This is a genomic window from Legionella antarctica, assembly GCF_011764505.1.
Taxonomy (GTDB): domain Bacteria; phylum Pseudomonadota; class Gammaproteobacteria; order Legionellales; family Legionellaceae; genus Legionella; species Legionella antarctica.
In genome coordinates this window covers 184307-209565 of the sequence record NZ_AP022839.1, presented here as the reverse complement: position 1 = coordinate 209565, position 25259 = coordinate 184307, and the positions used below count along the sequence as shown (strand labels likewise).

Sequence of the window (25259 nt, the reverse complement as noted above, 5' to 3'; positions counted from 1 at the left end):
GGTAAATTAAAAAAATTCATGGTTTAAGCTTCTGATAGCTTGCCAGAGCTATTTGACGAGCTATTGCATGATCAACAATGGGAAGTGGATAATCCACCCCCAGGACCAAAGGTAATGAGCCTTTGGGAGCCTGCCAGGGTTTATGCACCCATTGTTTTGATACTGAGGTCAGTTCAGGTATCCATCGTTTAACATATTCACCCTGTGGATCGAATTTCTCGCCCTGAAGCACGGGATTGAAAATTCGATAGTAAGGGGCTGCATCAGCGCCTGATCCCGCTACCCACTGCCAGCTTGCCGAGTTACTGGCCAAGTCTGCGTCCAATAAAGTATCCCAAAACCAAGCGGCTCCTTTTCGCCAATCAATCATTAAATCTTTAGTTAAAAAAGAAGCAACTATCATTCTCACTCTGTTGTGCATATAACCTGTACGCCATAATTCCCGCATACCTGCGTCAACTATTGGATAGCCTGTTAATCCCTTTTGCCATAATTTTAAATTAGTTTCATCCTCTTGCCATGAGAAACGATCAAATTGCCTTTTAAAATTGGTTTCCATTAATTGGGGGTAATGATATAGCAAATAGTAAGAAAACTCTCTCCATCCCAGTTCGGACAAATAGACCTGGGTTGCCAACGAATCAGAATCCGGATCGTGCATCACTTGTTGCAATGCCCGCCAAATCTGATGAGGACTAATTTCACCAAAATGCAAGTGGGGCGATAATCTTGAAGTCCCTGAAGTTGCTGGTTCATTACGCCGCTCTTGGTACCATTGCAGCTGATAGGCGATAAAATGATCCAGTTTAGCCAAGGCTGCGTTTTCTCCCGGCTGCCAGTGTTGCGAAAACTCTTCAGCCCAGTTTGGCTGCTGTGGTAACAAATTCCATTCTGCAAGGGATTCAGAATAAACGGGTTGATTTGATGGCCATTCAGAAATCTTGATGAGAGGCCTTTCCTGGACTTGACGCAAACACTGTCGCCAATATGGAGTGAATACTTTAAAAAAAGAACCGCTTTGATTTAAGACATCCCATGGCTCCTGTAACAAGCTGCCATTACAGCTAATTACTTTGATACCCATCGCCTTGAGCTCCGCTTTGATTAACTGATCGCGGGTAATGTGCATCGGTTCATAACAACGATTCCAATAAACAGCTTCAATTTGATATTGAGCGATTAATTCTTTTAGGACAATTAAGGGCTCAGCCTGTCTGAAACAAAGATCCAGGCCTACTTTATTTAAATCTTCTTTTAAAGAAAGTAAAGAATGATGTAACCACCATTGCTGGGCTTCACCCATGGATAAATCAGGCTTAGGATCCTTGATATAAATAGGAATGATTTTTTGATGATTTTTACAGGCATGTGCTAAGGCTGGATTATCCCGACAGCGTAAATCCTGTCTGAACCAGAATAGTGAAGTAGACATAGGTACCTTTCATATCACGAAATTTTCAAACTATACCCCATGAAATAGTAATGGAATAGAGTTTTTATCAATTGGCTCAATACGCTCTCCCCGCAAGCAGTCTGGACAGATGCAGTTGTACTTGGGGGAATAAGTAAGATCCCGGGTTACCACTTCGTCCTCATTCAGGCTATAATTGCTAATCTGTCAGGGTAAAGTTTACCCAATTTTAAACCGTTCCTAGGAGTGTCGAGGGGGCGAGTAGAGCGAAGAATGAGTAGCATGTACCAGAAGTGCCGTAAAAAATTTTAATCGTGTTTAAAGGACATGTAACGAGTATGTTAGAACAAACTTTGAGAAACTATTATCAGCGAGCATTTGTAGACCCCATAATTCCTTATGTGGGGCAGTACATAACGCCACTGTCCGTTACCTGGATTTCCGGTTTTTTTGGTTTGTTATTTCTTCCTTTTCTGCTACTGGATAAACCGTTTATGGCGATTTGTTGTCTGTTGATTTCCGGCTATTTAGATACTGTTGACGGATCTTTGGCGCGTTATCAAAACCAAACTTCCGATTTCGGTTCTGCAATGGATATTGTCATCGACAGATTAGTTGAATTTGCTACGCTATTTGCCTTTTATCTTTTTAATCCAGCCAGGGCTCTTTGGATTATTCTGATGTTAGGCAGTATCTTGTTTTGCATTACCAGTTTCCTGGTGGTCGGTATTTTTACCAACAATAGTTCTCACAAGAGCTTTCACTACAGTGCGGGATTAATGGAACGGGCCAAGGCATTCATTTTTTTTATCACTATGGTCTTGTTGCCGAATGCGTTTAGTATACTGGCTGCGTTTTTTTGTTTTTTAGTTTGTTTAACGGCGTTGATCCGGATAATTGAATTTAAAAAGCAGCAAATGAAACCACTGTTCTATACTAAATAGATATTTAATCATAAATCGAGAAATAATTGATGCTTCGTTTGCTTGGTTGTCTTCTTCTTATTCATGCGGCTTCTAGTTTTGCTCAAACTGAACAGGCTATTTTTTCTGGGGGTTGTTTCTGGTGCATGCAGGCAGACTTTGATCATCTGCCAGGAGTGATATCCACAACTTCTGGATACGATGGAGATACCCTAAAAAACCCAACCTATGAGCTTGTTTCTGGGGGTAGAACTAATTACGCAGAAGCAGTGCTTGTTGCATTCGATTCGAATAAAGTAAGCTATCAACAATTAGTCAATTATTTTTTCAAACACATAGATCCGACAGCTAAGGACGCACAATTTTGCGATGTTGGGCGCCAATATCGCAGTGCCATTTTTTATCTGAATGAGGAACAAAAAAAAATTGCCCTGGAAAGCAGAAAAAATTTAAAGCACTTTTTCCCTGATATTTATACGGAAATAGTGCCTGCAACACCCTTTTACCCAGCGGAAGAATATCATCAGAAATACTATCAGAAAAACCCCATCCGTTATAAATATTATCGTTATCGGTGCGGTCGTGATGCGCGAGTAAAGGAGGTTTGGAGTAATGAAAAAAATTAATCTGCTCGCTTTAGTCAGTCTGCTTTGTGTGAGTTTTATGGCTCAAGCCTATCCTGCTATTGATAAAGCTCAAAGGCTTAAGGAATTAACACCTCTCCAATTTCAAGTCACCCAGAAAGGAGCAACTGAGCCCGCATTTAACAATGCCTACTGGGATAACAAACAAGAAGGCATTTATGTCGATATCGTCTCCGGAGAACCTTTATTCAGCTCTACCGATAAATTCTCCTCCGGAACGGGTTGGCCAAGTTTTTCTAAACCCATAGACAAACAATTTATTGCACTGAAGAGCAAAAGACATTGGCTTTTTTTTTCCATCAAGGAAGTGCGCTCTAAAAATGCCAACTCTCATCTTGGCGATGTTTTCAACGATGGCCCCCAACCCACGGGACTGCGTTATTGCATCAATTCAGCAGCCTTGGAGTTCCTGCCTAAAGATCAGATGGAGCAGCGAGGCTACGGAAACTATCTCTACCTTTTTAACAAAAAGTAGGCAAATCACAGTAAAACAAGCTAATCTTAGCAATATAAAGGTCAATAAAAACTATCATGCTGACAAATACGAACCAATTAAACGCAGAACAACTGGAGCAACTAGAGCGCTTGCATGCCTTGTGTAAAAAGGCAGATGGCAGCACCCCTAATTTGTACACCCACATATTGAGTCAACCCAGAGCATTCCCTGCAAGCTTATTGTATTACGAACAACGGCAATTAATTGGATTTTTAGGTGCTTATTTTTTTTATGATGATGCGGTTGAAATATCAATACTGGTCGATCCCCTTCACCGCAGACACGGGATTGCCAGACAACTTATCCGCGCGATACTGCCCCTCATTCAATCACAAAACTACAATAAATTAATTTTTTCAAACCCGGCCCAACTGAACAATGTATGGTTAGTTGCCAAAGGCTTTTCTTATCTGCATAGTGAATATTATATGGAGCGTGATGATTTAAGTCCTTTATTGGATTACAAACCATCCCTTGTTTTTCGTACAGCTACTGTTGATGATCTGTCGCTTCTTTGCTCTTTGGATGCGGAATGTTTTCCCGATAAACAATCAGACTCTTTTGAGAGATTTCAACATTTAATTGATGGCCGGGAATATCAAGTCATACTAGCTTTTCAAAACAATAAATCAATAGGCAAAGCGCATCTTCGCTGGCTGGATAATGGAGCTACTCTTTCTGATATTGCCATATTACCGGAAAAACAAGGTCAAGGACTAGGCACTTTATTAATTACTCATTGTATTAATCTTGCACTGACTGAAGGAAAACCTCATCTCAACCTGGACGTGGAAACTCATAATGAAAGAGCATTAAAGCTTTATACACGACTGGGTTTTCTTACTAAAAATGCTTGCGATTACTGGGCAATTGACGTAGATCAATTAATTAAATAAAAATAGACCGTTGAATCCAGGAAAACAGATAAAAAATATGGCTTGACAGAATTTAAACCTGACCTTTAACATTGCTCATGTCTGCGTTGCGGAAGACGTTTTTAACCAGAATCCAGCAGTTGAAACATAATATGTATCGTTAATACCCTAACTGTTGGTGGTGGATTCAACTGCCTAATTCTGGTTCATAGCTTAAGGGACCCTTAATGAAAAAAAGAGTAGTTATCACTGGTATGGAAATAACATCGTCCATAGGTACCGGCATTGAACAATTTTGGCATGCTGCAAGTCAGGGACAATGTGGCGTTAAGCGTATCCAATCCTATGATCCTTCTTTTTATACTACACAGATTGCAGGTGAAATTACTGATTTTTCTCTTGATCAACTGCCCCAATTTGATAAAAACAAACGCTATCCTCGAGTAGCACAATACGCTTTGTATTGTGCTCACCACGCGATAAAACAAGCAGGACTTTGCGCCACTGAACTTGCTGCCTCAGGAACCTACATTGGAACCAGTTTAGGGGGCCAACCTGAGTTGGAAGTAAGTTATAAAGCATTCTTTACTGAAAGCTGGAAAAAAATTCCTCCGCTAAGTGTCATTCGTGGCATGCCAAATTCGGTTGCGAATCATATAGCCATAGCCTTTGGTATAGGCGGGCCTAATTCGACTGTATCCAATGCCTGCGTGTCCTCAGCAGAGGCTATAGGAAATGCCTACCAACAAATCTCTCAAGGCAATCTTACCACTGCAGTTTGTGGTGGAACTGAATCCCTAATCTGGGAAACTATAATGGCTGCCTGGTGTAAGCTCAGGGTGATGTCCACCAATAATGAAAATCCAGAGCACGCCTGCCGCCCATTTGATTTACTGCGTGATGGAATGGTAATGGCTGATGGAGCCGGTATTTTAGTTCTTGAAGAATTACAGCAAGCTAAAGCAAGAGGGGCTAAAATCCTGGCAGAAATTATTGGTTTTGGAGCAAGCTGCGATGCATTCCATGTTACAGCACCCAATTCTCAAGGACAAACACGCGCTATTTTTGCGGCATTAAATGATGCAAAATTATCTGTAAATGACATTCATTATATCAATGCTCATGGCACGGGAACTCAATTAAACGACAGTATTGAAACAGAAAGTATAAAATCCGTATTTGGCCAACGCGCTTATGAAATTCCGGTTACAGCCCAAAAATCGATGACAGGCCATGCCATTGGTGCAGCCGGTGCTATGGAAATTATCGCAACTACCCTGAGCCTGCAAAAAGATATTGTACTACCTACCATCAATTTAGATCATCCAGATGCAAATTGTGATCTTGATTATGTACCTAATTTTGCCCGAGCCCAAAAAGTGGATATTGCACTATCCAACCATTTTGCCTTCGGTGGAGCAAATGCTGCATTAGTACTGCGCAAATACATTGGTTATTAATCCTGACCGTTTTTATGAAGGCGAACGTTTTTGGATAAATAAGAACCATATGGTTCAATTTAAGCAAACACCACCCAAGTAAAAGTGACCTGAATTAACACAGATTTAAGCTAGAATATTTGACTCAATCTTTATTTCAAAAAAACAAACTTCATAACAGATGGCCGATGAGCCGTGGCCTCGTTTAGAAAAATTGCTTCTGAATCTTAAAGGCCGTTTAATATAGGCGCGGTTTTCTGGACACAAAAAAAGGTTTTTTAAGAGCTATTCTTCTTAATACAAAGAGGAGAATAAAATGTCTAAAAAGCGAGCTTATTATACGGCGGCCAAGAAGGCAAAAATAACGCTAGCTGCGATTGAGGGGAAACTCACACAAGCGCAAATTACCAGTGAATACGGTGTTCACGCAACGCAGGTAAAAACTTGGAAGCAATCGGCCATCAAAGCCATTAACGATTTATTCTCTGGGGCTAATGAAAAAGAAGCCAAGTCCCAAGAGCAGCTTGTTGAGGCATTATATCAAGAAATTGGTCGACTTCAAGCGCAGCTATCTTGGCTAAAAAAAAAGCATGAACTTTAGTCTGGATGAAAAGCGCGTCATGATTGATCCTCTTGCCGAGCTCACCATTCGTGAACAATGCTTGCTATTAGACTTGCCTGTTTCAAGTTATTATTATAGTGCCAAGCCCATTTCTGTCGAAGATGAAGCGCTTATGGCGCTACTTGATGAGCACTATCTGCAGTATCCATGTGAAGGTAAAATTAAGCGGGCAAGATGGCTGTCAAAAGAAGTAGGCTATCCTGTTGGTAAACGTCGAGTAAAAAAGTTGATGGAAATGATGGGGTTATCGACTGTTTACCCAAAGCCAAATACAAGCGTTCCCAATAAGGAGCATGAGGTGTTCCCTTATTTATTAAAAGAGGTGGATATCACCAAACCAAATCAGGTTTGGGCCGCAGATATCACCTACATCCGCATGAAAGGAAAGCATGTGTATTTAGTAGCTATTATGGACTGGTATAGTCGTTATGTGATTGGATGGGCTATTTCACCTACTATGGAGGCTGAATTTTGTATTGAGGCGCTTAGAAACGCTTTGCTGCATTCGCGTTGTGAGATCTTTAACACGGATCAGGGTTCTCAATTTACCTCAAAAGATTGGATAAATACGCTAAAATCTCACCACATTTCTATCAGCATGGATGGGCGAGGACGTTATTTAGATAATATATTTATCGAGCGATTGTGGCGTAGTGTTAAGCAAGAAAAAATCTACCGGTATGATTTTGATACAATTGAAGAGGTTGAGCTGGCCTTAACGGAGTATTTTGAGTATTATAATAACCGAAGGCTTCACCAGTCCTTTAATTATTTAACGCCCGCAGAGGTGTATTATGGCCGGAAAAGACCATAAACCCTAAATGAGAGCGTCATGACTTACCCACAAGGCCCACAGGCCTATACGAGAAAGTGAAGCTCTCCTGACCTGTGGACTTGTGGATAAGTCATTCTGATAGAGTTGTGGTAAAATGACCTAAGACAATTCGTAGTAGCAATCACTATTCATACGGTATTGAGTAGGTTTAAATAGGTTAATTTGAGTGAATTTTTAACTATAAATGATGGATGAATAGCTCTTATTTTTCCTTAATTTTGTTCCAGACATGCGGACCCATATCAGTTGATGAAAAATAGAGAAATCTCTTACAAGAAATTACGCAGTTTTCATGAAGGGATTTTTTTATATTTTGCTATGCTTTAAGAGCGAGGTATGACAAAGGATGTCTTAAAAGGAATTTTCAAGGATTTTATGGATAAGATCAAACCACATGGATGTGGTTTACCCCCCTCGTATTAACCTACCGAGATTGTTCATTCAGATAAAAAAAGCATTGTCGCAAAGAATTGCATCCTGCTAAAATTCTGGTTTTTGCATGGAAATGGTCAACTATGATTCGTCTTAAGCCGAATCAAATCGCCCAGATTTTTTCCGTTGCGCATCCCAAAATTATTTATGCGGCATATACGCACCCCAGGCCAAATTGAAGAAAATCTTTTGACTTTAAATCATTGCTAAATATAGTTTTGATAGAAAAATGGCCATGCAGACAACATAAAAACCTCAGGAATCCCCGACTGGTTCAAATAATTGGTATTCGATAGTATCGGTGGGTTGTTGTTTTGCAGTGGGGGTGACAAAACTGGCAATAAATGCCTGCCAGAAATCATAGTATAAGTTATTTTGCAGGGGATGTTCATCGCTTGTTGGGAAACAAGGAGCATGGTTGGCTTCCAGTAACCAGACTCGCATCTCACTATCAACCAGAAAATCAAAACCAAAGATTGCCAGGGTCTGCTTTTTTTTAGCAATAAAAGCATTGGGGTATAATTTGCGTAGACCATCCACCGTAGCGGATACAATCGCCTTGATTTTGGGATAAAAGGGTTTAAATAATTCATATTGTTGTGTGCGAATTTGCACTACATTAAATTCATTTTCGCTTAAATGTTCATTGGTTAAATGCGCCCGGAGATCGCTAAAGTCATTGGTTTGATAAGGATGGAGCCCTACATTAAAATATCCTTGGGGATAAAGATAAGCACCAGCATAGCTGGTTAGCACCACAAACATCCGAATACTGTATTTGTGCCCTTTCTCTGGCCCTTTAAGCAGATGCGGATGCATTAGATAACGCTGTATCACATGCTCCCCCCCCCAATCGATTACCACTTAGATAATGTTGTTCTAACTGACTTAATTGATGAAAAATCTTAATGTGTTGGCCATTATTCAATAAAGCTGGTTTTAAAATCCATGCCAAATCACCTGTCTGATCTGCTAATTGGCTCCCTTGCCTGTAGTACTCATCAGCTATCTGATTCAAAATTAAAAACCAGTTCTGATCATTGATACAATAGGTAACCGGCATGACCTGCGGAAAAAATGAAGCAACCAATTGCGCCAATAAATGTTTAAACTCCAAACACTCCGCAGCCTGCAAGTTAAATTGGAAATTTTGCTCACTGAAATGAGCGAAGTAATTAAAGCGAGTATGCCTCCATCCTTGCTCTTGTAAATAACGACATAAATTATAATAAGCGGGTGAATGCGATTGTCGTAAACAAAAGCGAAGTCCCTTTGATTTTTTTTGCTTTTGCTGGGCTAATTTGGCAAGGGAATTAATCTGGGCTTTCATCTGTGCCTCCTGGTGTGATTCTCTAGCCTGACATGATAGGACGTGTGGCTAGTCTATACTCAAATAAGGAAACTCTTCTTGTAAAAGCTGCATTACTTTTTGCAAATAAGTCTTGCCTTTAATGATCAGCAACAGGGTATCATCACCAGCTATAGTTCCCAGAATTCCCGGATTTTTTTCATCACAGGAATGGTAGTTCACGTATTTTTGATCGATAAAATAGCCAAGACTGTTCGCATTACCTGGTTCGGTGTGCAAGACAATGAGGCCATAATCTGACACATGGATACTGAGCACTAAAGGTACGTTTGATGTTACAAAATCAATCACTTTATAGATACCAGAAACTTTGGCAATCTTTAATTTTTTTAATCGACGCGACAAGGTAGCCTGTGGTACTTCATAACCACGGGCCTTTAATTGATGTTGTAGTTCAGTTTGCTCTGCAATCTTATGATTTTGGATAATATTTATTATGTATCCATCAATTACCGCATCCCGTGACATAAACACTCCAAAAAATACTGAATTCAAAATCATTTCAAGTGAAATTGTATCCATGGAGTAGCAGTAAAGCAATCATGTTAGGGGGGCTTTTTTGGTTTCGTAATTTTTTAAGAGGAATAGGTTTAATAGAGGCTCTCCATACGCCGATGCATTGAGCCCAGACCAAACCTAATGAGAATAAGACTAATTATAACAAAGTGAAATGAAATATTTTGCTGCGATGTAACTGTTTAAATTAAGGATTATTCGCAAGCCATTCCAAAAGGACTAAAATTGTTTGGGTTACAACAGTAGAAAATTGCTTATATAAAGCCTCAACCAAAGGAGAGGACTCCTCTTTAAAGCAAAGCTCAAGATATTGGCAGGCAAATTTTAACCGAATGGCGCCGCAATATAAGGCTTCTGTCTTCATTTTTTTAGCCAACTGCTCTACCTGAGTCCAATTTTTATGGGCGTATGCCTGGTCCATTGCTTTTAAAGCTTGAGGAAGTGCGTCGGTTATCATCAACTGAAGAAGCTCCTTTAAGGTTGCAAAGTCACCCAGGTTAATCATTCCATTTTTTTCATCCAGAAGAGGATAGGGCTCCAGTTTAAATAATTCGTCTTCAGAGGCAGGTAAATTTGGCCCCAGATAGGGAGATAAGTGGGGAGCCAAATGATTTTTTGTTGAAATCAATTCAGCAATCAGATTTTGTAAGGTGTTTAGCTTAATCGGTTTAATCACTACATTAGTCATCCCAACCGACAGGCATTCTTTTGTTACTGCATCAATGGCATGAGCTGTTAACCCGACGATGGGCACCATTTTTTTGTTTTCTTTTTGTTCATATGCTCTGATAGCCAAAGTTAATTCACTTCCGGAAATACCAGGTAATCCCAGGTCCGACAGGATTAAATCAAACTGGTGAGACTGGATTAAATCCAATGCTTCTTCCCCTGAGTAAGCCGACATATATCGACATTTTGCCTCTTTGGCTACGGATTCAACCATCTTTAAACCAATAGCATTGTCTTCGACTAAAAGTAACAGAGGTGGACGAGAGTTTTCCCCTTGAGTTAAATCGGGTGTTAGATGATTAATCCAATGCTCCTCAAGTTTCAGCTTGGACGCCAAGGGAACTAGTCCAGAGTCAGGTTTTAACTTGGCTCTGTCCGAGTCGATTAATACAGGAATTTTTACAATAAACTGGGTGCCCTGTTTCAGGTTACTTTCAAAAGCAATGGTTCCATTAAGTAATTCAACATATTTTTGAACAATATGCAGGCCAACTCCATGCCCCTTATATAGTCCCTTAGAGGAAGGAGTTACTCGATAGAAGCGATCAAATATCATATCTTGATCCTCTATGGGGATTCCGATACCGCTATCAGAAATCATCATCTCCAGCTCAATATGTCCCGTATCTAAGGGGTTAGCCGCAATATTTATTTTTACCGCACCTTCTTTGGTAAATTTTATGGCGTTAGATAAAAGATTTAAAATGATGCGGTGTAATTTAACCGAGTCCGTTATAATCCATTGGGGTGCAGATGAGTCAACAGTTAGATGTAATTCCAGTTTTTTTACTTTCACCGTTGGTAATTCTAATTCACAAATACCTTTAACAAGTTCATGCAGATCAAAAGACTGAGCATCAATAACCTGTTCTTTGGAACTGCTCGTCGACACTATATCAAGGATACTGTTAAACAGTCCCAATAATTGTTCGCCACTCATCTGGATCATTTGAGCGTAATCTTTTTCTTGTCTCTTTTGTGCTTCTTGTTCCAGAAGAGCTGCCACCCCGATAATACCTATTAATGGCGTACGAATATCATGGCTCATATTTTGAATAAATTCATCTTTGGCATGATTGGCTTTTTCAGCAATGACTTTAGCTATGCGCAGTTCTTCTTCCTGTTTTTTTTGCTCCGTCACATCAATTGCTATTCCTGTGACCCCGAAACAAACCCCTTTATCATTATAAATAGGGAATCCATTATCCATTATCCAGCGAATTTCACCATTAGGGCGAATAATTCGATATTGCTCAGAGTATCGCGCTTTGTCGCCAAACTGAACAATTTTATTCGCCATTTCATGGATCGGATGATGATCGATTGCATCATCAGGATGTAAAAAAGTAATCCAAATTTCCGGATTGTTATAAAGCTCTTCGCGGGAGCGCCCCCAAATTCGTTCATAAGAGGGGCTGATGTATTGGATTTTTTTAAAATCAGGACTGCTCATCCAATAGACATGCTCACTATTCTCAGTGAGTTTTGCTAAAAAACTTCCTACTTCATCTAGCGTTAAGGTTATTTTGTTATAATTTTTGGCCATTACGGTTTATAAGTTAGTTAGAATTAATTAAAATATTAGCATATGTTGTATAATTTGTTCATTTAACACGAGATTAAGAGAATGCGAACTCCAAACAATCAGTCAGGCGACAAAAGAGATCCAATTATGCTCCTCAAGGATTGGACTGATACATTGAAAGAAGAAACCAGTGGCTTACCACGGGCCAAACCCCTAATTTATGCCGGAATGGGTAAACCAACGTTCCCCGTGAGTCTCCACACTGTGAAATTACAACTCGCCTTTTGGCAAGGCATGGAACGATTAATCACCGAAGCAAACAACGACATAAGAGGAAGCATAACAGAATCTTTAGCCATAGACTATGGAGACGGAAATGGCGATATCCTCCCTCGCAGGGTAATGGCAGAGGCTATGTCTAACTGGTATAACGCACCCGTAACTGAGGACAATATTTTATTTACAGTGGGGGGAGCTGGTGCCCTGAACACCATTTTCGAGACCTTCAATCACTTATATAAAGACATTCCACTTTATAGAGTAATCACCCCTTTTCCTCACTATTCTCTTTATGCCGCCAATGAACGACACCAACTGCACCCTATTGATGTCATGAAGGAGCCCGGATATCAATTGACTGCAGCAGCTTTAGAAGCAAGTATTAAATCCGCCTACCTGCTTGCTGAGCAGGATAACAATCTTCCTAAAGTTGTCCTTCTATGTAATCCGAGCAATCCCTTGGGAACGATAATTCCCGAAGATGAATTGAAAAAAATTGCAGCAGTACTGCGCAAATATTCTGATTTAAAAATAGTAATGGATGAGGCTTATGCTGAAATGTGCTGGACTTGTCAAAAAGTACCATCCTTATTAGAACTGGCTCCTGATCTTGGAAAACAAATTGTAATTTTACGTTCTGCAACCAAAGCATTATCTATGGCCGGTGAGCGCTGGGGCATGATGATGGCCTTTGACCCTGAATTAATGACCGAATTTCGCAATCAAAATATTAAAACTACTGGACACGCACCGCGTACAGCACAGTTGATGTATGCCAAAACGATGGAGGTTTTTGATGACAAGCAAAAACAAGAGTTGCAAGATTACTATCTACCGAAGGTAGAGTACGTTTATCAAAGAGCAAAGGAGATGGGGGCCTCTATGCCTGACCCTGCCTATAAAATTGAGGGCAGTTTTTATGTTCTGTGTGATTTGAGTGACTTACTGGGAGAGGATATTCCCACAGAAGCTAAAAGAGCATTAGGGCAAAATACAACAGGCAAAATACGCACCAGTGAAGAGCTGGTTTATGCCTTATTATTTCAAGACTCCGTGATGGTGGCACCGGGCTCTTATTTTGGCATGGACCCCAATAATGGTTTTATTCGCATTACCTGCAGTGGTACTCTGGAACAATTAGAAGATTTGATGGACAGAATAGAAAATCGTCTTAAGTGTGCATTGCAAAATAAGACAAACAGCTTGATAACCGAGATTAATAAACAAATGGCCAATTTAGCGAATATTAATGGCGATATTCTGACGCTTAGACAAAAAATTTCGTGCCAATTAAGTCTTACTAAAAAATATTCAGAGAATATTCTGGCGCTTAAAGCTCAAAATGTGGCCTTAAAAAACTTACTTTCTGATTTAGAAAATTCAATTACTGGTGCCAATCCCAGAGATAAAGAATGTGCCAAGCCACAACTCCCCACTTTTTTCTCCCCGGCAAATAAGGCCCTGAAACCACAAGAAGAACATGCGAAATTAAAAACTGAATGGCGAACATTTATTAATAAAGTTTTTTTAGATGGTGGCTTAAAGAATATCTTTTTAACGATGACAGAAGAGGATAAGAAAACCTTTTTACCATGGGTAGAGCATTTGAAATCCATAGAGAATAACAATCTTTCAAGAAATAAAGAAGATGTTGAATGCGAATCTGCCTCTTTAACAAAATTATCCTGAGAAGATGCAAAAAAGTCTTTAGATCCCTGTAGTTAAGGTGAGCGCTCAACAAGAACTTATTCTAAAACAAATTGCAGTGAGGGATAAGGCAGCAATGAAGTAAAAAACTAATCAACTGCTGCCTGGCCCAACTCAATAAAAACCTGTTTATTTAAATTTTATTGAATAAAATCAACTAATTTTGCTATTTAATCTAACCAACTTTTTGTGGACAGAGCAATTGTTTTTACCAAAGATGGTAGATGGTTATAAAAGACAGAATACAACGCTTCCATTTAATAAGCAGGATAGAACATTTTTCCCCTTAGGGTGCCTTAAAGGAGTTAATCTACTTTACTAACACTGTCATATTTTAAATATGCAATTGCTGCCAATTCTTTAGAAAATCGACAATTATTTTAGCGTCATCGGGCTTAAACGGTTTATAAAAATAGCCTTCCATACCTGCAGCTGCGGCTTTATGATAATATTCCGGCTCTCCATGTGACGTGACAGCCATAATGGGGGTAGTGCGATTAATCTTGCTTTGTTTCTTTATTTGAACAGCAACTTCAAAACCATCGGGTCCATCACCAAGACCTATATCCATTAAAATAATATCGTAGTGAGTCAGAAGTGCCAGATTTAGTGCCGATACTCCATCTGATGCAGTATCAACAGTGCAGCCTTGTTTTATCATCTGTGTTTTAAGAACAACCTGAGCAATCATTGTATCTTCAACAATGAGAATGTGAGGTGCTCTGTGCATCAATATCTCCTTATGGCAAGCTGTTTATTTATCGAGGGTGCCAACCTAACTTCTGAGTTAAGTATAGCATTCACAAGAATTGATCGCTGCTTGTAATTCTTAAGGTTACTGTAATCATAGTTTCGCTATCATGACCGCATTTTAGACCGTACCGAACCCAAAATAAAACTATGGGAAGCTTTTATTCGCCAAAAAGCGCCATCCCAATGGCATGGATGAAACAGAACAGCCATAAGATGTTAAGGTAGTCATAATAATTTTTTGATGCAATGCCCGCATTTAAAGCTAACTGAGCAAAAGGCAACAATATGACCCCTTTGTTTCCAAATGATAATGAAATAATCACTTTAATGCAAGGTAAAACAGGGGATTGCTACCTGTTGGCAGCACTGGATTGTATCTTTCACCTGGGTGATGAGGGACGAAACAAAGTTAAACCAGGCTTAAATGAAACCCCATAAAGCCTAGCCTTAATAATAAATAATTATAGATTCTCATTTCTTGTTCTTATTATCTCGAAAATGGCGTGTAAGGAGTATATAATCGGTCTATTTTGCAGAATTAAAAGGTCAATGAATGAATATTTCACTATGTGATATTGCAAACCTGGTTCAAGGAACAGTAGTCGGTGATGCCTCAATAAAAATTTCTTCATTAGCACCTATTGATGACATTATCCCAGGCTCTCTGGTTTTTGCCGAAGGGGAAGACAACATAAAATTAGCCGAAGCTTCCGAAGCAAGTGCTATTTTAGTAAGCTCGAGAATAACTCATTCTGAAAAAAACCTGATTCAGGTAGTTCACCCTTTTAAAGCTTTTATTAAACTGCTTAATCATTTTCATCCTCCGAAAAAAATCAACATCGGGATTCACCCTACCGCCGTGATTGGCGAAGACGTCCAATTAGGTGAGCATGTGTCCATAGGCCCCTATGTTGTTATTGAGTCAGGAAGTGTCATTGGAAATTATAGCGTATTAAAAAGTCATATTCATATTGGCCATGATGTTAAAATAGGTGAACAGGTAACAATTCATCCTCATGTAACCATTTATGATAATTGTCTGATTGGATCCGGAGTAATCATACATGCCTCTACGGTAATTGGTTCTGATGGTTTTGGTTATACTTTTGTAGAAGGGCATCACCTCAAAGTACCTCACCTGGGACAGGTGATTATTGAAGATAATGTTGAAGTGGGCGCTAATACAGCCATAGATCGCGCAACTATGGGGGCAACGGTTATTGGTGAAGGAACGAAAATTGATAATTTGGTTCAAATAGCCCATTCAGTTCAATTAGGAAAACATAATATCCTTTGTGGTTTTACAGGTATAGCGGGAAGCACAAAGACCGGCAATAACGTTATTTTTGCGGCTAATGTAGGAGTCAGTGACCATGTTCGTATAGAAAACAACGTTGTATTAGGAGCACGCACTGGAGTGCCGCCTAACAAACTTTTAAAAGAAGGAACCGTATATTTAGGTAATCCGGCAAGACCAAAAGATATAGCCATCAAGCATGAACTATCAGTTAATCGAATTCCTCTAATGCGTAAAAATATTAAAACGCTCACTGAACAAGTTGCATTACTGCAGAAACAAATAACGCAACGAGAGGTAAAATGATCGTGAAAGCACCTCTGATTTTAATTGATGGCTCCTCCTATTTTTTTCGTGCGTTCCATGCTCTCCCTCCTTTAACAAATTCTAAAGGGCAACCTACTGGAGCGGTTTATGGCGTTGCCAATATGATTAAAAAGCTCATTAAAGATTATCAACCCGAAGATCTGGCTGTAGTTTTTGATGCCAAGGGAAAAACATTTAGAGATGAGTGGTATCCTGAATATAAAGCCCATAGACCTTCCATGCCTCAAGAATTGAGTTCTCAATTTCAGCCCTTGATTCAATTATTGCAAGCTATGGGTTTACCTATACTGATTGTCGAGGGAGTTGAGGCAGATGACGTGATAGGAACCTTGGCACGACAAGCAACAGAGCAAGGTCTGCGTGTTGTTATCTCAACGGGCGATAAGGACATGGCCCAATTAGTCAATGAACATGTCGCTCTTATTAACACCATGAGCAATTACAGTATGGACATTGCTGGGGTAAAAGAAAAATTCGGTGTAGCTCCAGAGCAAATCATTGATTATCTAACCCTTATAGGTGATACCGTAGATAACATACCAGGAGTGTCAAAATGTGGGCCTAAAACCGCGGTTAAATGGCTGACTGAATATCAATCTCTTGATAATTTAATGCAACATGCTGATGCTATAGGCGGTAAAATTGGCGAGTCTCTTCGCGCCAGTATCCCTCAGTTACCTTTATCGAAAAAGCTCGTTACTATTAAAACGGACTTAGACCTTCCTTTAAATCTGCATGAATTAACCCCCAAACCAGTAGACAAGCAACAACTCATTGAATTAGTTCGTGAACTGGAATTCAAAAACTGGCTTAAGGATCTTTTGGGGCACGAAGAACTTCAATCAACACCCACAACGAAAACCAATAAGCTCAAAGCATCCTATGATCTGATTACTAACAACCAGCAATTAAACCAATGGCTTAATAAGCTGGAGTGCTGTAGTGCATTTTGTATCGAGACCGAAACCACCAGTCTTGATTTCATGGTAGCTGAGCTTGTGGGTATTTCTGTAGCTATTGAAAAAGGAAATGCGGCGTACATCCCTTTACTTCATAGGGATGGAGATCCCCAACTTAATTGTGAAGAGGTTTTAACAGCCTTAAAACCTATTTTAGAAAACCCGGCTATAGAAAAGATCGGGCACAATATAAAATACGATTATGCTCTTTTTAAAAATCTGGGTATCACTCTGGCAGGGATTAAATTCGACACCATGCTGGAGTCATATGTCTTAAATAGCAGTGCCAGTCGGCATGATATTGATAGCCTGGTGTTAAAATATTTAGGATATAAGAACCTTAGTTTAGAGGATATTGCAGGAAAAGGGGCAAAACAATTACGTTTCGACCAAGTGCCTGTTGATAAAGCAGGGTTTTATGCTGCTGAACACGCAGAAATAATCTTGCAATTACATCATCAATTATTTCCTATGATGGATGCGTCTTTACAGCAGGTATTCAACGATATTGAAATGCCGCTTGTAACTGTTCTTGCTGACATGGAGCGACTTGGGGTATTAATTGATCCAGTCACCTTGCAAAAACACGGTACGCGTTTAAAAGAGCGCATCCATCAATTGGAAGAAGAGGCAATACAGCTGGCTGGTAAACCGTTTAATCCCAATTCGCCAAAACAATTACAAGAAATTTTGTTTGACGTGCAAAAACTGCCTGTTATCGCAAAAACACCAACGGGACAACCCTCTACAGCGGAATCCGTATTACACGAATTGGCTTTTGATTACAGACTTGCTGCCGTTATTCTTGAATACCGGAGTTTAACTAAACTGGTATCAACCTATATTGATGCTTTACCCAAAAAAATTAATCTCAAAACGCATCGAGTTCATACTTCTTATAATCAGGCAATCGCTGCAACGGGACGTCTATCTTCCAGTGAACCTAATTTACAAAATATCCCTATCCGCAGTGAAGAAGGCCGACTAATTCGAACGGCATTTATCGCTCCTCCGGAGCACGTAATCCTGGCAGCAGACTATTCTCAAATTGAGCTGCGTATTATGGCTCATTTATCACAGGATGAAAATTTATTAAAAGCTTTTGCCAATAGTTGGGATATTCATACAGCAACAGCCAGTGAAATTTTTCAAACACCACTTAATGAAATCACCCATGAACAACGAAGACGGGCTAAAGCAGTAAATTTTGGATTGATATATGGCATGTCAGCTTTTGGTTTAGCCAAGCAAATTGGCGTAGAGCGTCAGGACGCTCAATATTATATTGATACTTATTTCCACCGTTATCCCGGAGTACTTGACTACATGGAGCGCACTCGCAAACAAGCTCATCAATCTGGTTATGTAGAAACGTTATTTGGACGACGGCTCTATTTACCGGAAATTAATGTCCGCAACATCATGAGACAGAAAGCTGCAGAACGAATGGCGATTAACGCACCAATGCAGGGTACCGCAGCAGATATTATCAAAAAAAGTATGCTGGCAATAGCTGATTGGCAACGCTCTCAGGATAATCCCCAAGTGAGCATGATCATGCAAGTCCATGATGAGTTGGTTTTTGAAATCCATCAGGAAGCAGTAGAATCCTCTAAAATTATTATTTGTAACCTGATGGAGCGAACGGTGAAGTTATCTGTACCTCTGGTTGTTTCTATAGGCGTAGGAGCGAATTGGGATGCGGCTCATTAAGAAGCAGGACAACCAAGGTTGGGTTAGTAAAAACTGTCGATTCATAAACACATAGGTCCGGGAGATAATGTTCGATTAGATTTTAATAATCAGTAATAGCCTGCCGTAGACTGGTGGTAGGCAAATGCAGGATTCTGCCCCGCCATAAACTCGCCAAAATAATAAGCCCAGGACTTACATATACGCTCTATATTGATTGCTTTCGTCCAAGTGTTGTATTCATTGAGTGGTTTATTAAATCGATTGAAAACAACCTTAAAAGCATCGCGCATGGACTCTGAATCAGACCAGGCGATAATTGGCAGATATGGATTTTTTTGCAATACGAGATTTACAAGTTGAGGTCCATTGCAATGCTGCTCATCTATTGCTCCCAAATCACCATCAACTACGACCATATCAGGCAGACTAGCGTTAATATGAACAAGTGCAGCCTGACTATTTGTGACTATAGACACTGATACCGATGTAACCACTGATTCTAATAAACGACGTAAACAAAATGCATTAAAAGCATTGTCCTCGACAATTAATACTCGCATCATAACTCCCTTTATATTTTCCATCAAAAGTATAAAGGGGAAACCTTAAGAAAAACTTAAGAAAAAAAATAAAATAAATTTAATTCTTACATCTCTCTTGATGAGTCAGGATGGTATTAATTTTTGCTTTTATTATTTTAACATGCTTGGGCAAATGTCTATAAAATAATGTCTGTATTGAAATACTAGCGCCAAACTATACTTCGATATCGTGAGCCAATAAACGTCTGTTCGCTCGAAAATAGGTCATTGGGGAATGTTCTAAAAGATCGGATAGTTTTTCCATGTAAACACATGCAAACCGATCTACCTGATAGGCAAAATAACTTTCTTCAGCACCAGCTCGAAATACTCTTTCCCATTTAGGATTATAAAAAGCGCTTTGCTCTTTCAATAGTTTGGAAATCTGTAAATCTACTGTTGAAATTTTTAACTGTACATCATGAATTTCTTTATCATATTGCGCTGAGCTTTCATCGATACTCTGGGTACAGAGGTCGACATATTTTTGCTCAAGTGTTTTTTTAATACCCATTGCCGCAACAATTTTTTTCTCTATGGGCAGTGCCTTTAGCTGCGATGCAATCTCTTCACCCAGCTCATCAACCACTAATGCTGTTCGCCAGTTACAATCTTTTTTCAATCTTAAAATATCACCATAAATGTGATCCCCGATGTAAAGAATTTCATCTCCTCTGATATTCAGATTTTCAGTAAATTGCTTCGCATTACCACTTTGATATACTCCCGGAACTAACGTTTCCCCAGCATTGCTCATGGTCCCAGTATCTGGATTTACCGATAAAAAACGCAGATTATCATAAAAAAATCGGGGTTTATTAGCTAAAGTAATCACGTATTCAAACAAATCTCGCCAAGTCTCTCCTTTATTTAGAAAAGGAGTAATTGCGTATTCGAGCAAAAGTTTGGTATAAGAATACTCTGAATTGGTCAGGATGAAGATCTTTTTACCGTGACGAATAAAATGCTTCAACCCTTCTACTACAGCCTGCTCTTTGAGGACGTATTTTTTTAGATCCTTGCTAATAATTTTTTTTAAACTACCATCAGAATGCACTTTATCCACGCAATATTGCACGTCTTTGGCTATGCTTTGGTAATTAGGCATTTCATGAGTAGGCAATTCATCTTTTAAATCAACCAACTGACTATATAAAACGCAGAATGCAATGGAAAATGATGTGTCTATGGGCATGTAATTAGGATCGCCCAAATCAACATAAATACTTCGATAAATTTCCTGCTGATCACTAAAACTGATAAGTTTTGTCCCATGATAACTTTGTCTTATGGCCCCATATCTACTGAGCTTTAAAATATTTCCATTATTGCAGTCAATCACTAAACCACGAATAGCATCATGAAAATTAAAGTTTAATTTTTTTAGAACTGCGGGATATTTTTTTATTTCCACTAATCGTTCTTTGATTAATTCATAAACCAGGGATTCAAAATTTTCTGAGTTATAACGAATTAAGGTATGGTCCATATCCAGACCAATCAGCTTAATCTTTCTCATATTTATAATGCGATTTACAAAAACCTTATGCATATCCATTGTTTTAAACAGCCTTATTTCAAAAGATGCACACCTTCGGCAGAAGCAACAAGAATTTTATCTGCCAGGCGGTGGGCAAATAATCCGTTATCTACCACCCCCGTAATTACTTTAATACTGTGTTCCAGGGTTTGCGGTGCCCTAATTGGCAAATTATAAACATCCAGAATAATATTACCATTATCGGTGACGAAGCCTTCTCTATATTCCGGATCGCCACCTAATTTAACTAGTTGTCTTGCCACTAAACTGCGGGCCATAGGAATAACTTCTACTGCCACTGGGAATGCTCCTAACTGGGTTACCAGCTTCGATGCATCAACAATACAAATAAACTGTTTTGCCGCGTTCGCGACAATTTTCTCACGAGTAAGTGCGCCACCACCACCTTTAATCATTTCACCAAGCGCATTAACTTCGTCAGCACCGTCAAAATATATCGGTAATTCGCTCACTGAATTTAACTCAATAACAGGAATACCTTCCGCACGCAATAAGGCCTCGGTTGCTTTAGAACTTGCAACACAGGCATCAATACGATGTTTGATGGCAGCCAATTCCTTAATAAAAAAATTAACCGTGGAGCCTGTGCCAACACCTATCACCATATCATCTTCAACATAGGCCATAGCCGCTTGGGCTGCTTTAATTTTTAATTCACTCATCAGAGCCGCCTCTTTGTCTAATCACTTCATACAAAGAGACTCCAGTGGCTACAGATACGTTCAAGCTTTCCACAGAGCCCAGCATCGGTAAAGAAAACAAGCCATCACAGTGCTCTCGGGTTAAACGTCTCAACCCTTCTCCTTCAGCTCCCATAGCTATGGCTATAGTTCCTGAGCAGTCTACCTGGTAAAGAGAATGATCTGTCTCACCGGCAGCACCATAAATCCAAACCCCTTGTTTTTTTAAAATGCCCATCGCTCGAACAAGATTAGTTACCCTGACCAAGGGCACTGATTCAGCAGCACCGCAAGCTACCTTGCTTACTATCGGAGTAATACTGGCACTTTTATCCTTGGGGATCATCACAAAATCGACACCAGTTGCATCTGCTGAACGCATACACGCACCTAAATTATGGGGATCGGTTATTCCATCAAGAATAAGAACCAAACCAGGCTTTTTACTGGAATCTAATAAGGCAACCAGATCGGATTCACCATAATCAGGCAACGAAGCAGCACTGGCAACTACCCCTTGATGGGCAAAATCGGCGAAACGCTGGTTCATTTTTTGCATACTTAATTTCTCAATACTGATCTGAGCCTGTTCTGCTTTATCTAATACATCTTGTAGTCTTTTATCCAATCTATCCTGACTGACAAAGAGCTTATTTACAATCCGACGGGGATTGCTAATTAAAGCAACTACTGCATGCACCCCATACACTAGCTGCTCACTCATTGCTAACATCTTCCTCTGCAGGCTCAAAATCTATTTTACGTTCATCTAAATCAACTCGAGCAACTAATACGGTCATGGGATCGCCCAAGCCATACACATGGCCGCCTCGCGCACCAACTAATCGGTGTTTTACCGAATCGTAATTGTAGTAATCATTTTTTAATGAAGTAACGTGAACTAAACCTTCCACATAAACATCTTCCAATTCTACAAAGATACCAAAACTGGTAACCGCTGAAATCCTTCCTTTAAATACCTGTCCTAATTTATCCTGCATGTATTCACACTTCAGCCAGGCCACTACTTCTCGCGTTGCTTCATCAGCCCGGCGTTCAGTCATAGAGGAGTGTTTACCTAACCGGCTCATGTCCTCGTGGGTATAGATAAATTTATCAACTGGTTGTTGATCTAATAGATGACCTATGGCTCTATGAATCAATAAATCGGGAAAACGCCTGATCGGAGAAGTAAAATGAGTATAAGCAGAATAAGCCAGGCCAAAATGCCCTTCGTTGGCCTCAACATATTGTGCCTGTTTCAAAGAACGTAACATCACTGTTTCAATAAGATGTTTTTCAGGTCGATCGCCAATCAGACTCATAGTCCGTTGAAAATCTTTTGGACCAGGTTTTTTACCTCCACTTAACTGCAATCCCAATTCACCTAAAAACTGCCTCAAGGCAGTAATTTTATCTTCTTCCGGAGCTGCATGAACCCGATATAAGGTAGGAATTTCAGCTTTTTCTAAAAAACGTGCTGTAGCCACATTGGCGGCCAGCATGCATTCTTCAATTATTTTATGAGCATCATTCCGAATCACGGGTACGATGCATTTAATTTTTTTATTTTCATCAAATTCTATACGTGTTTCAGTGGTCTCAAAATCCATGGCACCACGAGTCTTACGCGTTGCCAGCAAAACGTGATACAGATCATTAAGCGATTGAAGCATAGGCCATAAAGGTTGATGTTTTTCGTCAGCACGGTCTTGCTCAAGCCATAAACCCACTTGAGTATAGGTTAAGCGGGCATGGGAGTGGATCACGGCACGATAGAAACGGGAACGCGCTATTTTTCCATCTGCACCAATCGACATTTCTGCGACCATGCATAATCTATCCACATGGGGGTTTAGCGAACACAATCCATTGGACAAAGCCTCAGGCAACATAGGAACGACTTTACCTGGAAAATAAACTGAATTTCCACGTCGCGCCGCTTCTTTATCCAAAGCAGAGTCCTTAGGTACATAGTTACTGACATCAGCTATAGCAACATATAATTGAAAGCCACCCTTAGGTTTCTTGTAGCAATAAACTGCATCATCAAAATCTTTGGCGTCTTCACCATCAATGGTAACAAAAGGAAGAGTCCGCAAATCGGTCCGTCCCTTGAACTCTTTTTCACTAATTTGTTGCGGGATTCTTGCTACTTCAGCGCTTACATCATCGGGCCACTCAAAGGGGAGTCCATGAGCATGAATTGCAACTTGAATTTCCATCCCAGGTGCCATGTGTTCACCCAGGATGTGTATAATTTTACCTATGGCCTGGGCGCGTTTATTAGGATAAGCAATTAACTCGACCAAAACAATTTGACCATTTTTGGCACTTCCAGCAAATTCTTGTGGAATAGAAATATCCTGAGTCAGGCGTTTGCTATCAGGTAGTACAAAGCTCACTCCATGATCGGTGAAGAAACGTCCAACAACTGTTGCATTCGCATGCTCAAGAACCTCATGAATTTTTCCTTCAGGTCTGCCTCGTCTATCTACGCCAGCCTGATAAGCTAACACGACATCACCATGCATCACTGTCCGCATCTCTTTAGCAGACAGCACCATATCATCCCCACCCTCATCGGGAATAAAAAAACCAAACCCATCAGGATGACCTTGCACTGTGCCTCGCTGGAGATTTATTTTTTGCAGCAAACAAAAGCGCCCACGCCTGTCTTGCATGATTTGACCATCACGCAACATGGCTTTTAATCTAAAACCTAAGGATTCTTGCCTGCTTTCCTCATCCAAATTCAATTTATCGAATAATTGATTGCGCGACATAGGCCTACCGTACTCATTAAGAACTTCCATTATGAATTCACGGCTAGGAATAGGATCTGCGTATTTTTCACTTTCCCGTTTATAAAAGGGATCTTTTGATTTTTTACTCACCTTCCACCATTATATATTTTATTATCATAATTAACGCTTCTGCAGCTAACTTTTAGTCTGTTCTACCACTTATCCAGTTCAGTAGCAAGAAAGAGACTGTCGACTGATAAATATCAAAGCGCATGACCCTTTAATGATTTAGCTCTCTTATCCCTTACTTTTCCCGTGAATAATCCACGTAACAACGGCAATGGGATATTAATTTGCAGAGCTTAAATCAGTAAATTTACTACTTCGCCACTGGCAATACAAATCCTCGAGCACCAATAGCGGCTGTTAAGGCATCTAAAGACTTATCTTCCGCAGCCCAAAAAGTACCTTTCTCATTATTACCTGGAATCTTCACACCTGACCATTGACACACAGCTACAGCTCCCTCACAAGGTACCTGCTGTTCATGTCCCGGTCTTGACTCAATGCAACTTAAAACAAAAGGAGGGGTTTCCACTGCCAGTGCGGACCAATTTCCCGCTTGCAATCTACTGGTCCAGCCGGCACTGGCACCAGGCTCAGCCACAGGATGCGTAATCCATAAGTCAGTATTAGTGAGATTGTGAATAAATACCAACTTACTTTTTTTGGATTTCAAAGTCACTGATTCCCCTTGTACGGCAACTGGTCGACACCCTGCAGGTAAAGTAGATTCAGCCAATACGTACGAACACATCAGTAAAAAGCAACAAGCAACTGGAACTCTCATCATTCCC

Annotated in this window: 23 protein-coding genes; 11 read left to right on the top strand and 12 right to left on the bottom strand. The window is 39.9% G+C overall.

All coding sequences use genetic code 11. From position 1 onward, the window contains the following. Positions 1-16 precede the first annotated feature (16 nt). Positions 17-1432 carry a cryptochrome/photolyase family protein gene (locus HRS36_RS01105; protein ID WP_173235734.1) on the bottom strand — a complete coding sequence of 472 codons (1416 nt, stop codon included), beginning with the start codon at positions 1430-1432 and terminating at the stop codon, positions 17-19. A gap of 317 nt (positions 1433-1749) precedes the next feature. Here HRS36_RS01105 and HRS36_RS01100 point away from each other — a divergent pair, with 317 nt between their 5' ends. From HRS36_RS01100 to HRS36_RS01070, 7 genes are all read left to right on the top strand, one after another. Further along, the gene (locus tag HRS36_RS01100; protein ID WP_173235732.1) at positions 1750-2355 is read left to right on the top strand and encodes a CDP-alcohol phosphatidyltransferase family protein; all 606 of its coding nucleotides are present in this window, start codon (positions 1750-1752) and stop codon (positions 2353-2355) included. 29 nt (positions 2356-2384) lie between these two features. Further along, on the top strand, positions 2385-2960 hold the full coding sequence (gene msrA, locus HRS36_RS01095; RefSeq protein ID WP_173235730.1) for a peptide-methionine (S)-S-oxide reductase MsrA: 576 nt from the start codon (positions 2385-2387) through the stop codon (positions 2958-2960). A 37-nt stretch (positions 2961-2997) separates the two neighbouring features. Beyond that, a complete protein-coding gene (gene msrB / locus HRS36_RS01090) occupies positions 2998-3453 on the top strand; it encodes a peptide-methionine (R)-S-oxide reductase MsrB (protein ID WP_197933221.1) in 456 nt (151 codons plus the stop codon). Positions 3454-3509: 56 nt separating this feature from the next. Next, entirely contained in the window at positions 3510-4370 is an 861-nt protein-coding gene (locus HRS36_RS01085) for a GNAT family N-acetyltransferase (protein ID WP_173235726.1), read from the top strand. A 206-nt stretch (positions 4371-4576) separates the two neighbouring features. Then, entirely contained in the window at positions 4577-5809 is a 1233-nt protein-coding gene (locus tag HRS36_RS01080; RefSeq protein ID WP_173235724.1) for a beta-ketoacyl-[acyl-carrier-protein] synthase family protein, read from the top strand. A 295-nt stretch (positions 5810-6104) separates the two neighbouring features. Beyond that, positions 6105-6389 (top strand): transposase, encoded by a 285-nt coding sequence (locus tag HRS36_RS01075; RefSeq protein WP_173235475.1) that lies wholly within the window; start codon positions 6105-6107, stop codon positions 6387-6389. Beyond that, the gene (locus tag HRS36_RS01070) at positions 6379-7224 is read left to right on the top strand and encodes an IS3 family transposase (RefSeq protein WP_173235473.1); all 846 of its coding nucleotides are present in this window, start codon (positions 6379-6381) and stop codon (positions 7222-7224) included. The genes HRS36_RS01075 and HRS36_RS01070 overlap by 11 nt, the downstream gene beginning before the upstream one ends. A gap of 708 nt (positions 7225-7932) precedes the next feature. Here the strand turns inward: HRS36_RS01070 and HRS36_RS01065 are convergent. The 4 genes from HRS36_RS01065 to HRS36_RS01050 form a co-directional block, all read right to left on the bottom strand. Continuing rightward, entirely contained in the window at positions 7933-8496 is a 564-nt protein-coding gene (locus tag HRS36_RS01065) for an ATP-grasp domain-containing protein (protein WP_173235722.1), read from the bottom strand. Beyond that, on the bottom strand, positions 8477-9007 hold the full coding sequence (locus HRS36_RS01060; RefSeq protein ID WP_173235720.1) for a ubiquitin family protein: 531 nt from the start codon (positions 9005-9007) through the stop codon (positions 8477-8479). The genes HRS36_RS01065 and HRS36_RS01060 overlap by 20 nt, the downstream gene beginning before the upstream one ends. 48 nt (positions 9008-9055) lie before the next feature. Continuing rightward, a complete protein-coding gene (locus HRS36_RS01055; RefSeq protein ID WP_173238403.1) occupies positions 9056-9514 on the bottom strand; it encodes an arginine repressor in 459 nt (152 codons plus the stop codon). Between the two features lie 235 nt (positions 9515-9749). Further along, on the bottom strand, positions 9750-11837 hold the full coding sequence (locus HRS36_RS01050) for a PAS domain-containing hybrid sensor histidine kinase/response regulator (protein WP_173235718.1): 2088 nt from the start codon (positions 11835-11837) through the stop codon (positions 9750-9752). 126 nt (positions 11838-11963) lie between these two features. On the opposite strand from HRS36_RS01050, the gene HRS36_RS01045 reads away from it, so the two are divergent. Beyond that, positions 11964-13784: a pyridoxal phosphate-dependent aminotransferase gene (locus tag HRS36_RS01045; protein ID WP_173235716.1), complete on the top strand. Its 1821-nt coding sequence runs from the start codon at positions 11964-11966 to the stop codon at positions 13782-13784. Positions 13785-14136: 352 nt separating this feature from the next. Here the strand turns inward: HRS36_RS01045 and HRS36_RS01040 are convergent, their stop codons facing one another. Beyond that, on the bottom strand, positions 14137-14532 hold the full coding sequence (locus HRS36_RS01040; RefSeq protein ID WP_173235714.1) for a response regulator: 396 nt from the start codon (positions 14530-14532) through the stop codon (positions 14137-14139). Positions 14533-14840: 308 nt separating this feature from the next. Here HRS36_RS01040 and HRS36_RS01035 point away from each other — a divergent pair, with 308 nt between their 5' ends. The 3 genes from HRS36_RS01035 (at position 14841) to polA (ending at position 18851) form a co-directional block, all read left to right on the top strand. Continuing rightward, positions 14841-14993 (top strand): hypothetical protein, encoded by a 153-nt coding sequence (locus tag HRS36_RS01035; RefSeq protein WP_173235712.1) that lies wholly within the window; start codon positions 14841-14843, stop codon positions 14991-14993. 115 nt (positions 14994-15108) lie between these two features. Then, on the top strand, positions 15109-16158 hold the full coding sequence (lpxD, locus tag HRS36_RS01030; RefSeq protein ID WP_173235710.1) for a UDP-3-O-(3-hydroxymyristoyl)glucosamine N-acyltransferase: 1050 nt from the start codon (positions 15109-15111) through the stop codon (positions 16156-16158). Positions 16159-16160: 2 nt separating this feature from the next. Next, positions 16161-18851 carry a DNA polymerase I gene (gene polA / locus HRS36_RS01025; protein ID WP_173238402.1) on the top strand — a complete coding sequence of 897 codons (2691 nt, stop codon included), beginning with the start codon at positions 16161-16163 and terminating at the stop codon, positions 18849-18851. Positions 18852-18940: 89 nt separating this feature from the next. Here the strand turns inward: polA and HRS36_RS01020 are convergent, their stop codons facing one another. The 6 genes from HRS36_RS01020 to HRS36_RS00995 all read right to left on the bottom strand — a co-directional run bounded on the left by HRS36_RS01020 (position 18941) and on the right by HRS36_RS00995 (position 25252). Next, a complete protein-coding gene (locus HRS36_RS01020) occupies positions 18941-19396 on the bottom strand; it encodes a response regulator (RefSeq protein WP_275940997.1) in 456 nt (151 codons plus the stop codon). A 193-nt stretch (positions 19397-19589) separates the two neighbouring features. Further along, complete coding sequence (locus tag HRS36_RS01015) at positions 19590-20972, bottom strand: HAD-IG family 5'-nucleotidase (RefSeq protein WP_173235708.1); 1383 nt, start codon at positions 20970-20972, stop codon at positions 19590-19592. Between the two features lie 14 nt (positions 20973-20986). Next, entirely contained in the window at positions 20987-21637 is a 651-nt protein-coding gene (gene rpiA / locus HRS36_RS01010) for a ribose-5-phosphate isomerase RpiA (RefSeq protein WP_173235706.1), read from the bottom strand. Further along, the gene (gene rlmB, locus HRS36_RS01005; RefSeq protein WP_173238400.1) at positions 21630-22379 is read right to left on the bottom strand and encodes a 23S rRNA (guanosine(2251)-2'-O)-methyltransferase RlmB; all 750 of its coding nucleotides are present in this window, start codon (positions 22377-22379) and stop codon (positions 21630-21632) included. The genes rpiA and rlmB overlap by 8 nt, the downstream gene beginning before the upstream one ends. Next, a complete protein-coding gene (gene rnr, locus HRS36_RS01000) occupies positions 22372-24552 on the bottom strand; it encodes a ribonuclease R (RefSeq protein WP_173235704.1) in 2181 nt (726 codons plus the stop codon). Before rnr ends, rlmB begins: the two co-directional genes overlap by 8 nt. A 229-nt stretch (positions 24553-24781) precedes the next feature. Then, the gene (locus HRS36_RS00995; protein WP_173238399.1) at positions 24782-25252 is read right to left on the bottom strand and encodes a hypothetical protein; all 471 of its coding nucleotides are present in this window, start codon (positions 25250-25252) and stop codon (positions 24782-24784) included. Between the last annotated feature and the right edge of the window lie 7 nt (positions 25253-25259).

What these genes read in the sequence shown, in the direction of transcription:
- HRS36_RS01075 (WP_173235475.1), top strand. Translation starts at nt 6,105, where the DNA reads ATGTCTAAAAAGCGAGCTTATTATACGGCGGCCAAGAAGGCAAAAATA.
- msrA (WP_173235730.1), top strand. Translation starts at nt 2,385, where the DNA reads ATGCTTCGTTTGCTTGGTTGTCTTCTTCTTATTCATGCGGCTTCTAGT.
- HRS36_RS01065 (WP_173235722.1), bottom strand. Translation starts at nt 8,496, where the DNA reads ATGCATCCGCATCTGCTTAAAGGGCCAGAGAAAGGGCACAAATACAGT.
- HRS36_RS01040 (WP_173235714.1), bottom strand. Translation starts at nt 14,532, where the DNA reads ATGCACAGAGCACCTCACATTCTCATTGTTGAAGATACAATGATTGCT.
- rlmB (WP_173238400.1), bottom strand. Translation starts at nt 22,379, where the DNA reads ATGAGTGAGCAGCTAGTGTATGGGGTGCATGCAGTAGTTGCTTTAATT.
- HRS36_RS00995 (WP_173238399.1), bottom strand. Translation starts at nt 25,252, where the DNA reads ATGAGAGTTCCAGTTGCTTGTTGCTTTTTACTGATGTGTTCGTACGTA.
- HRS36_RS01035 (WP_173235712.1), top strand. Translation starts at nt 14,841, where the DNA reads ATGACCCCTTTGTTTCCAAATGATAATGAAATAATCACTTTAATGCAA.
- HRS36_RS01070 (WP_173235473.1), top strand. Translation starts at nt 6,379, where the DNA reads ATGAACTTTAGTCTGGATGAAAAGCGCGTCATGATTGATCCTCTTGCC.
- HRS36_RS01055 (WP_173238403.1), bottom strand. Translation starts at nt 9,514, where the DNA reads ATGTCACGGGATGCGGTAATTGATGGATACATAATAAATATTATCCAA.
- lpxD (WP_173235710.1), top strand. Translation starts at nt 15,109, where the DNA reads ATGAATATTTCACTATGTGATATTGCAAACCTGGTTCAAGGAACAGTA.
- HRS36_RS01020 (WP_275940997.1), bottom strand. Translation starts at nt 19,396, where the DNA reads ATGATGCGAGTATTAATTGTCGAGGACAATGCTTTTAATGCATTTTGT.
- HRS36_RS01085 (WP_173235726.1), top strand. Translation starts at nt 3,510, where the DNA reads ATGCTGACAAATACGAACCAATTAAACGCAGAACAACTGGAGCAACTA.
- msrB (WP_197933221.1), top strand. Translation starts at nt 2,998, where the DNA reads ATGGCTCAAGCCTATCCTGCTATTGATAAAGCTCAAAGGCTTAAGGAA.
- HRS36_RS01105 (WP_173235734.1), bottom strand. Translation starts at nt 1,432, where the DNA reads ATGTCTACTTCACTATTCTGGTTCAGACAGGATTTACGCTGTCGGGAT.
- HRS36_RS01100 (WP_173235732.1), top strand. Translation starts at nt 1,750, where the DNA reads ATGTTAGAACAAACTTTGAGAAACTATTATCAGCGAGCATTTGTAGAC.
- rpiA (WP_173235706.1), bottom strand. Translation starts at nt 21,637, where the DNA reads ATGAGTGAATTAAAAATTAAAGCAGCCCAAGCGGCTATGGCCTATGTT.
- HRS36_RS01045 (WP_173235716.1), top strand. Translation starts at nt 11,964, where the DNA reads ATGCTCCTCAAGGATTGGACTGATACATTGAAAGAAGAAACCAGTGGC.
- HRS36_RS01080 (WP_173235724.1), top strand. Translation starts at nt 4,577, where the DNA reads ATGAAAAAAAGAGTAGTTATCACTGGTATGGAAATAACATCGTCCATA.
- HRS36_RS01050 (WP_173235718.1), bottom strand. Translation starts at nt 11,837, where the DNA reads ATGGCCAAAAATTATAACAAAATAACCTTAACGCTAGATGAAGTAGGA.
- HRS36_RS01060 (WP_173235720.1), bottom strand. Translation starts at nt 9,007, where the DNA reads ATGAAAGCCCAGATTAATTCCCTTGCCAAATTAGCCCAGCAAAAGCAA.
- HRS36_RS01015 (WP_173235708.1), bottom strand. Translation starts at nt 20,972, where the DNA reads ATGGATATGCATAAGGTTTTTGTAAATCGCATTATAAATATGAGAAAG.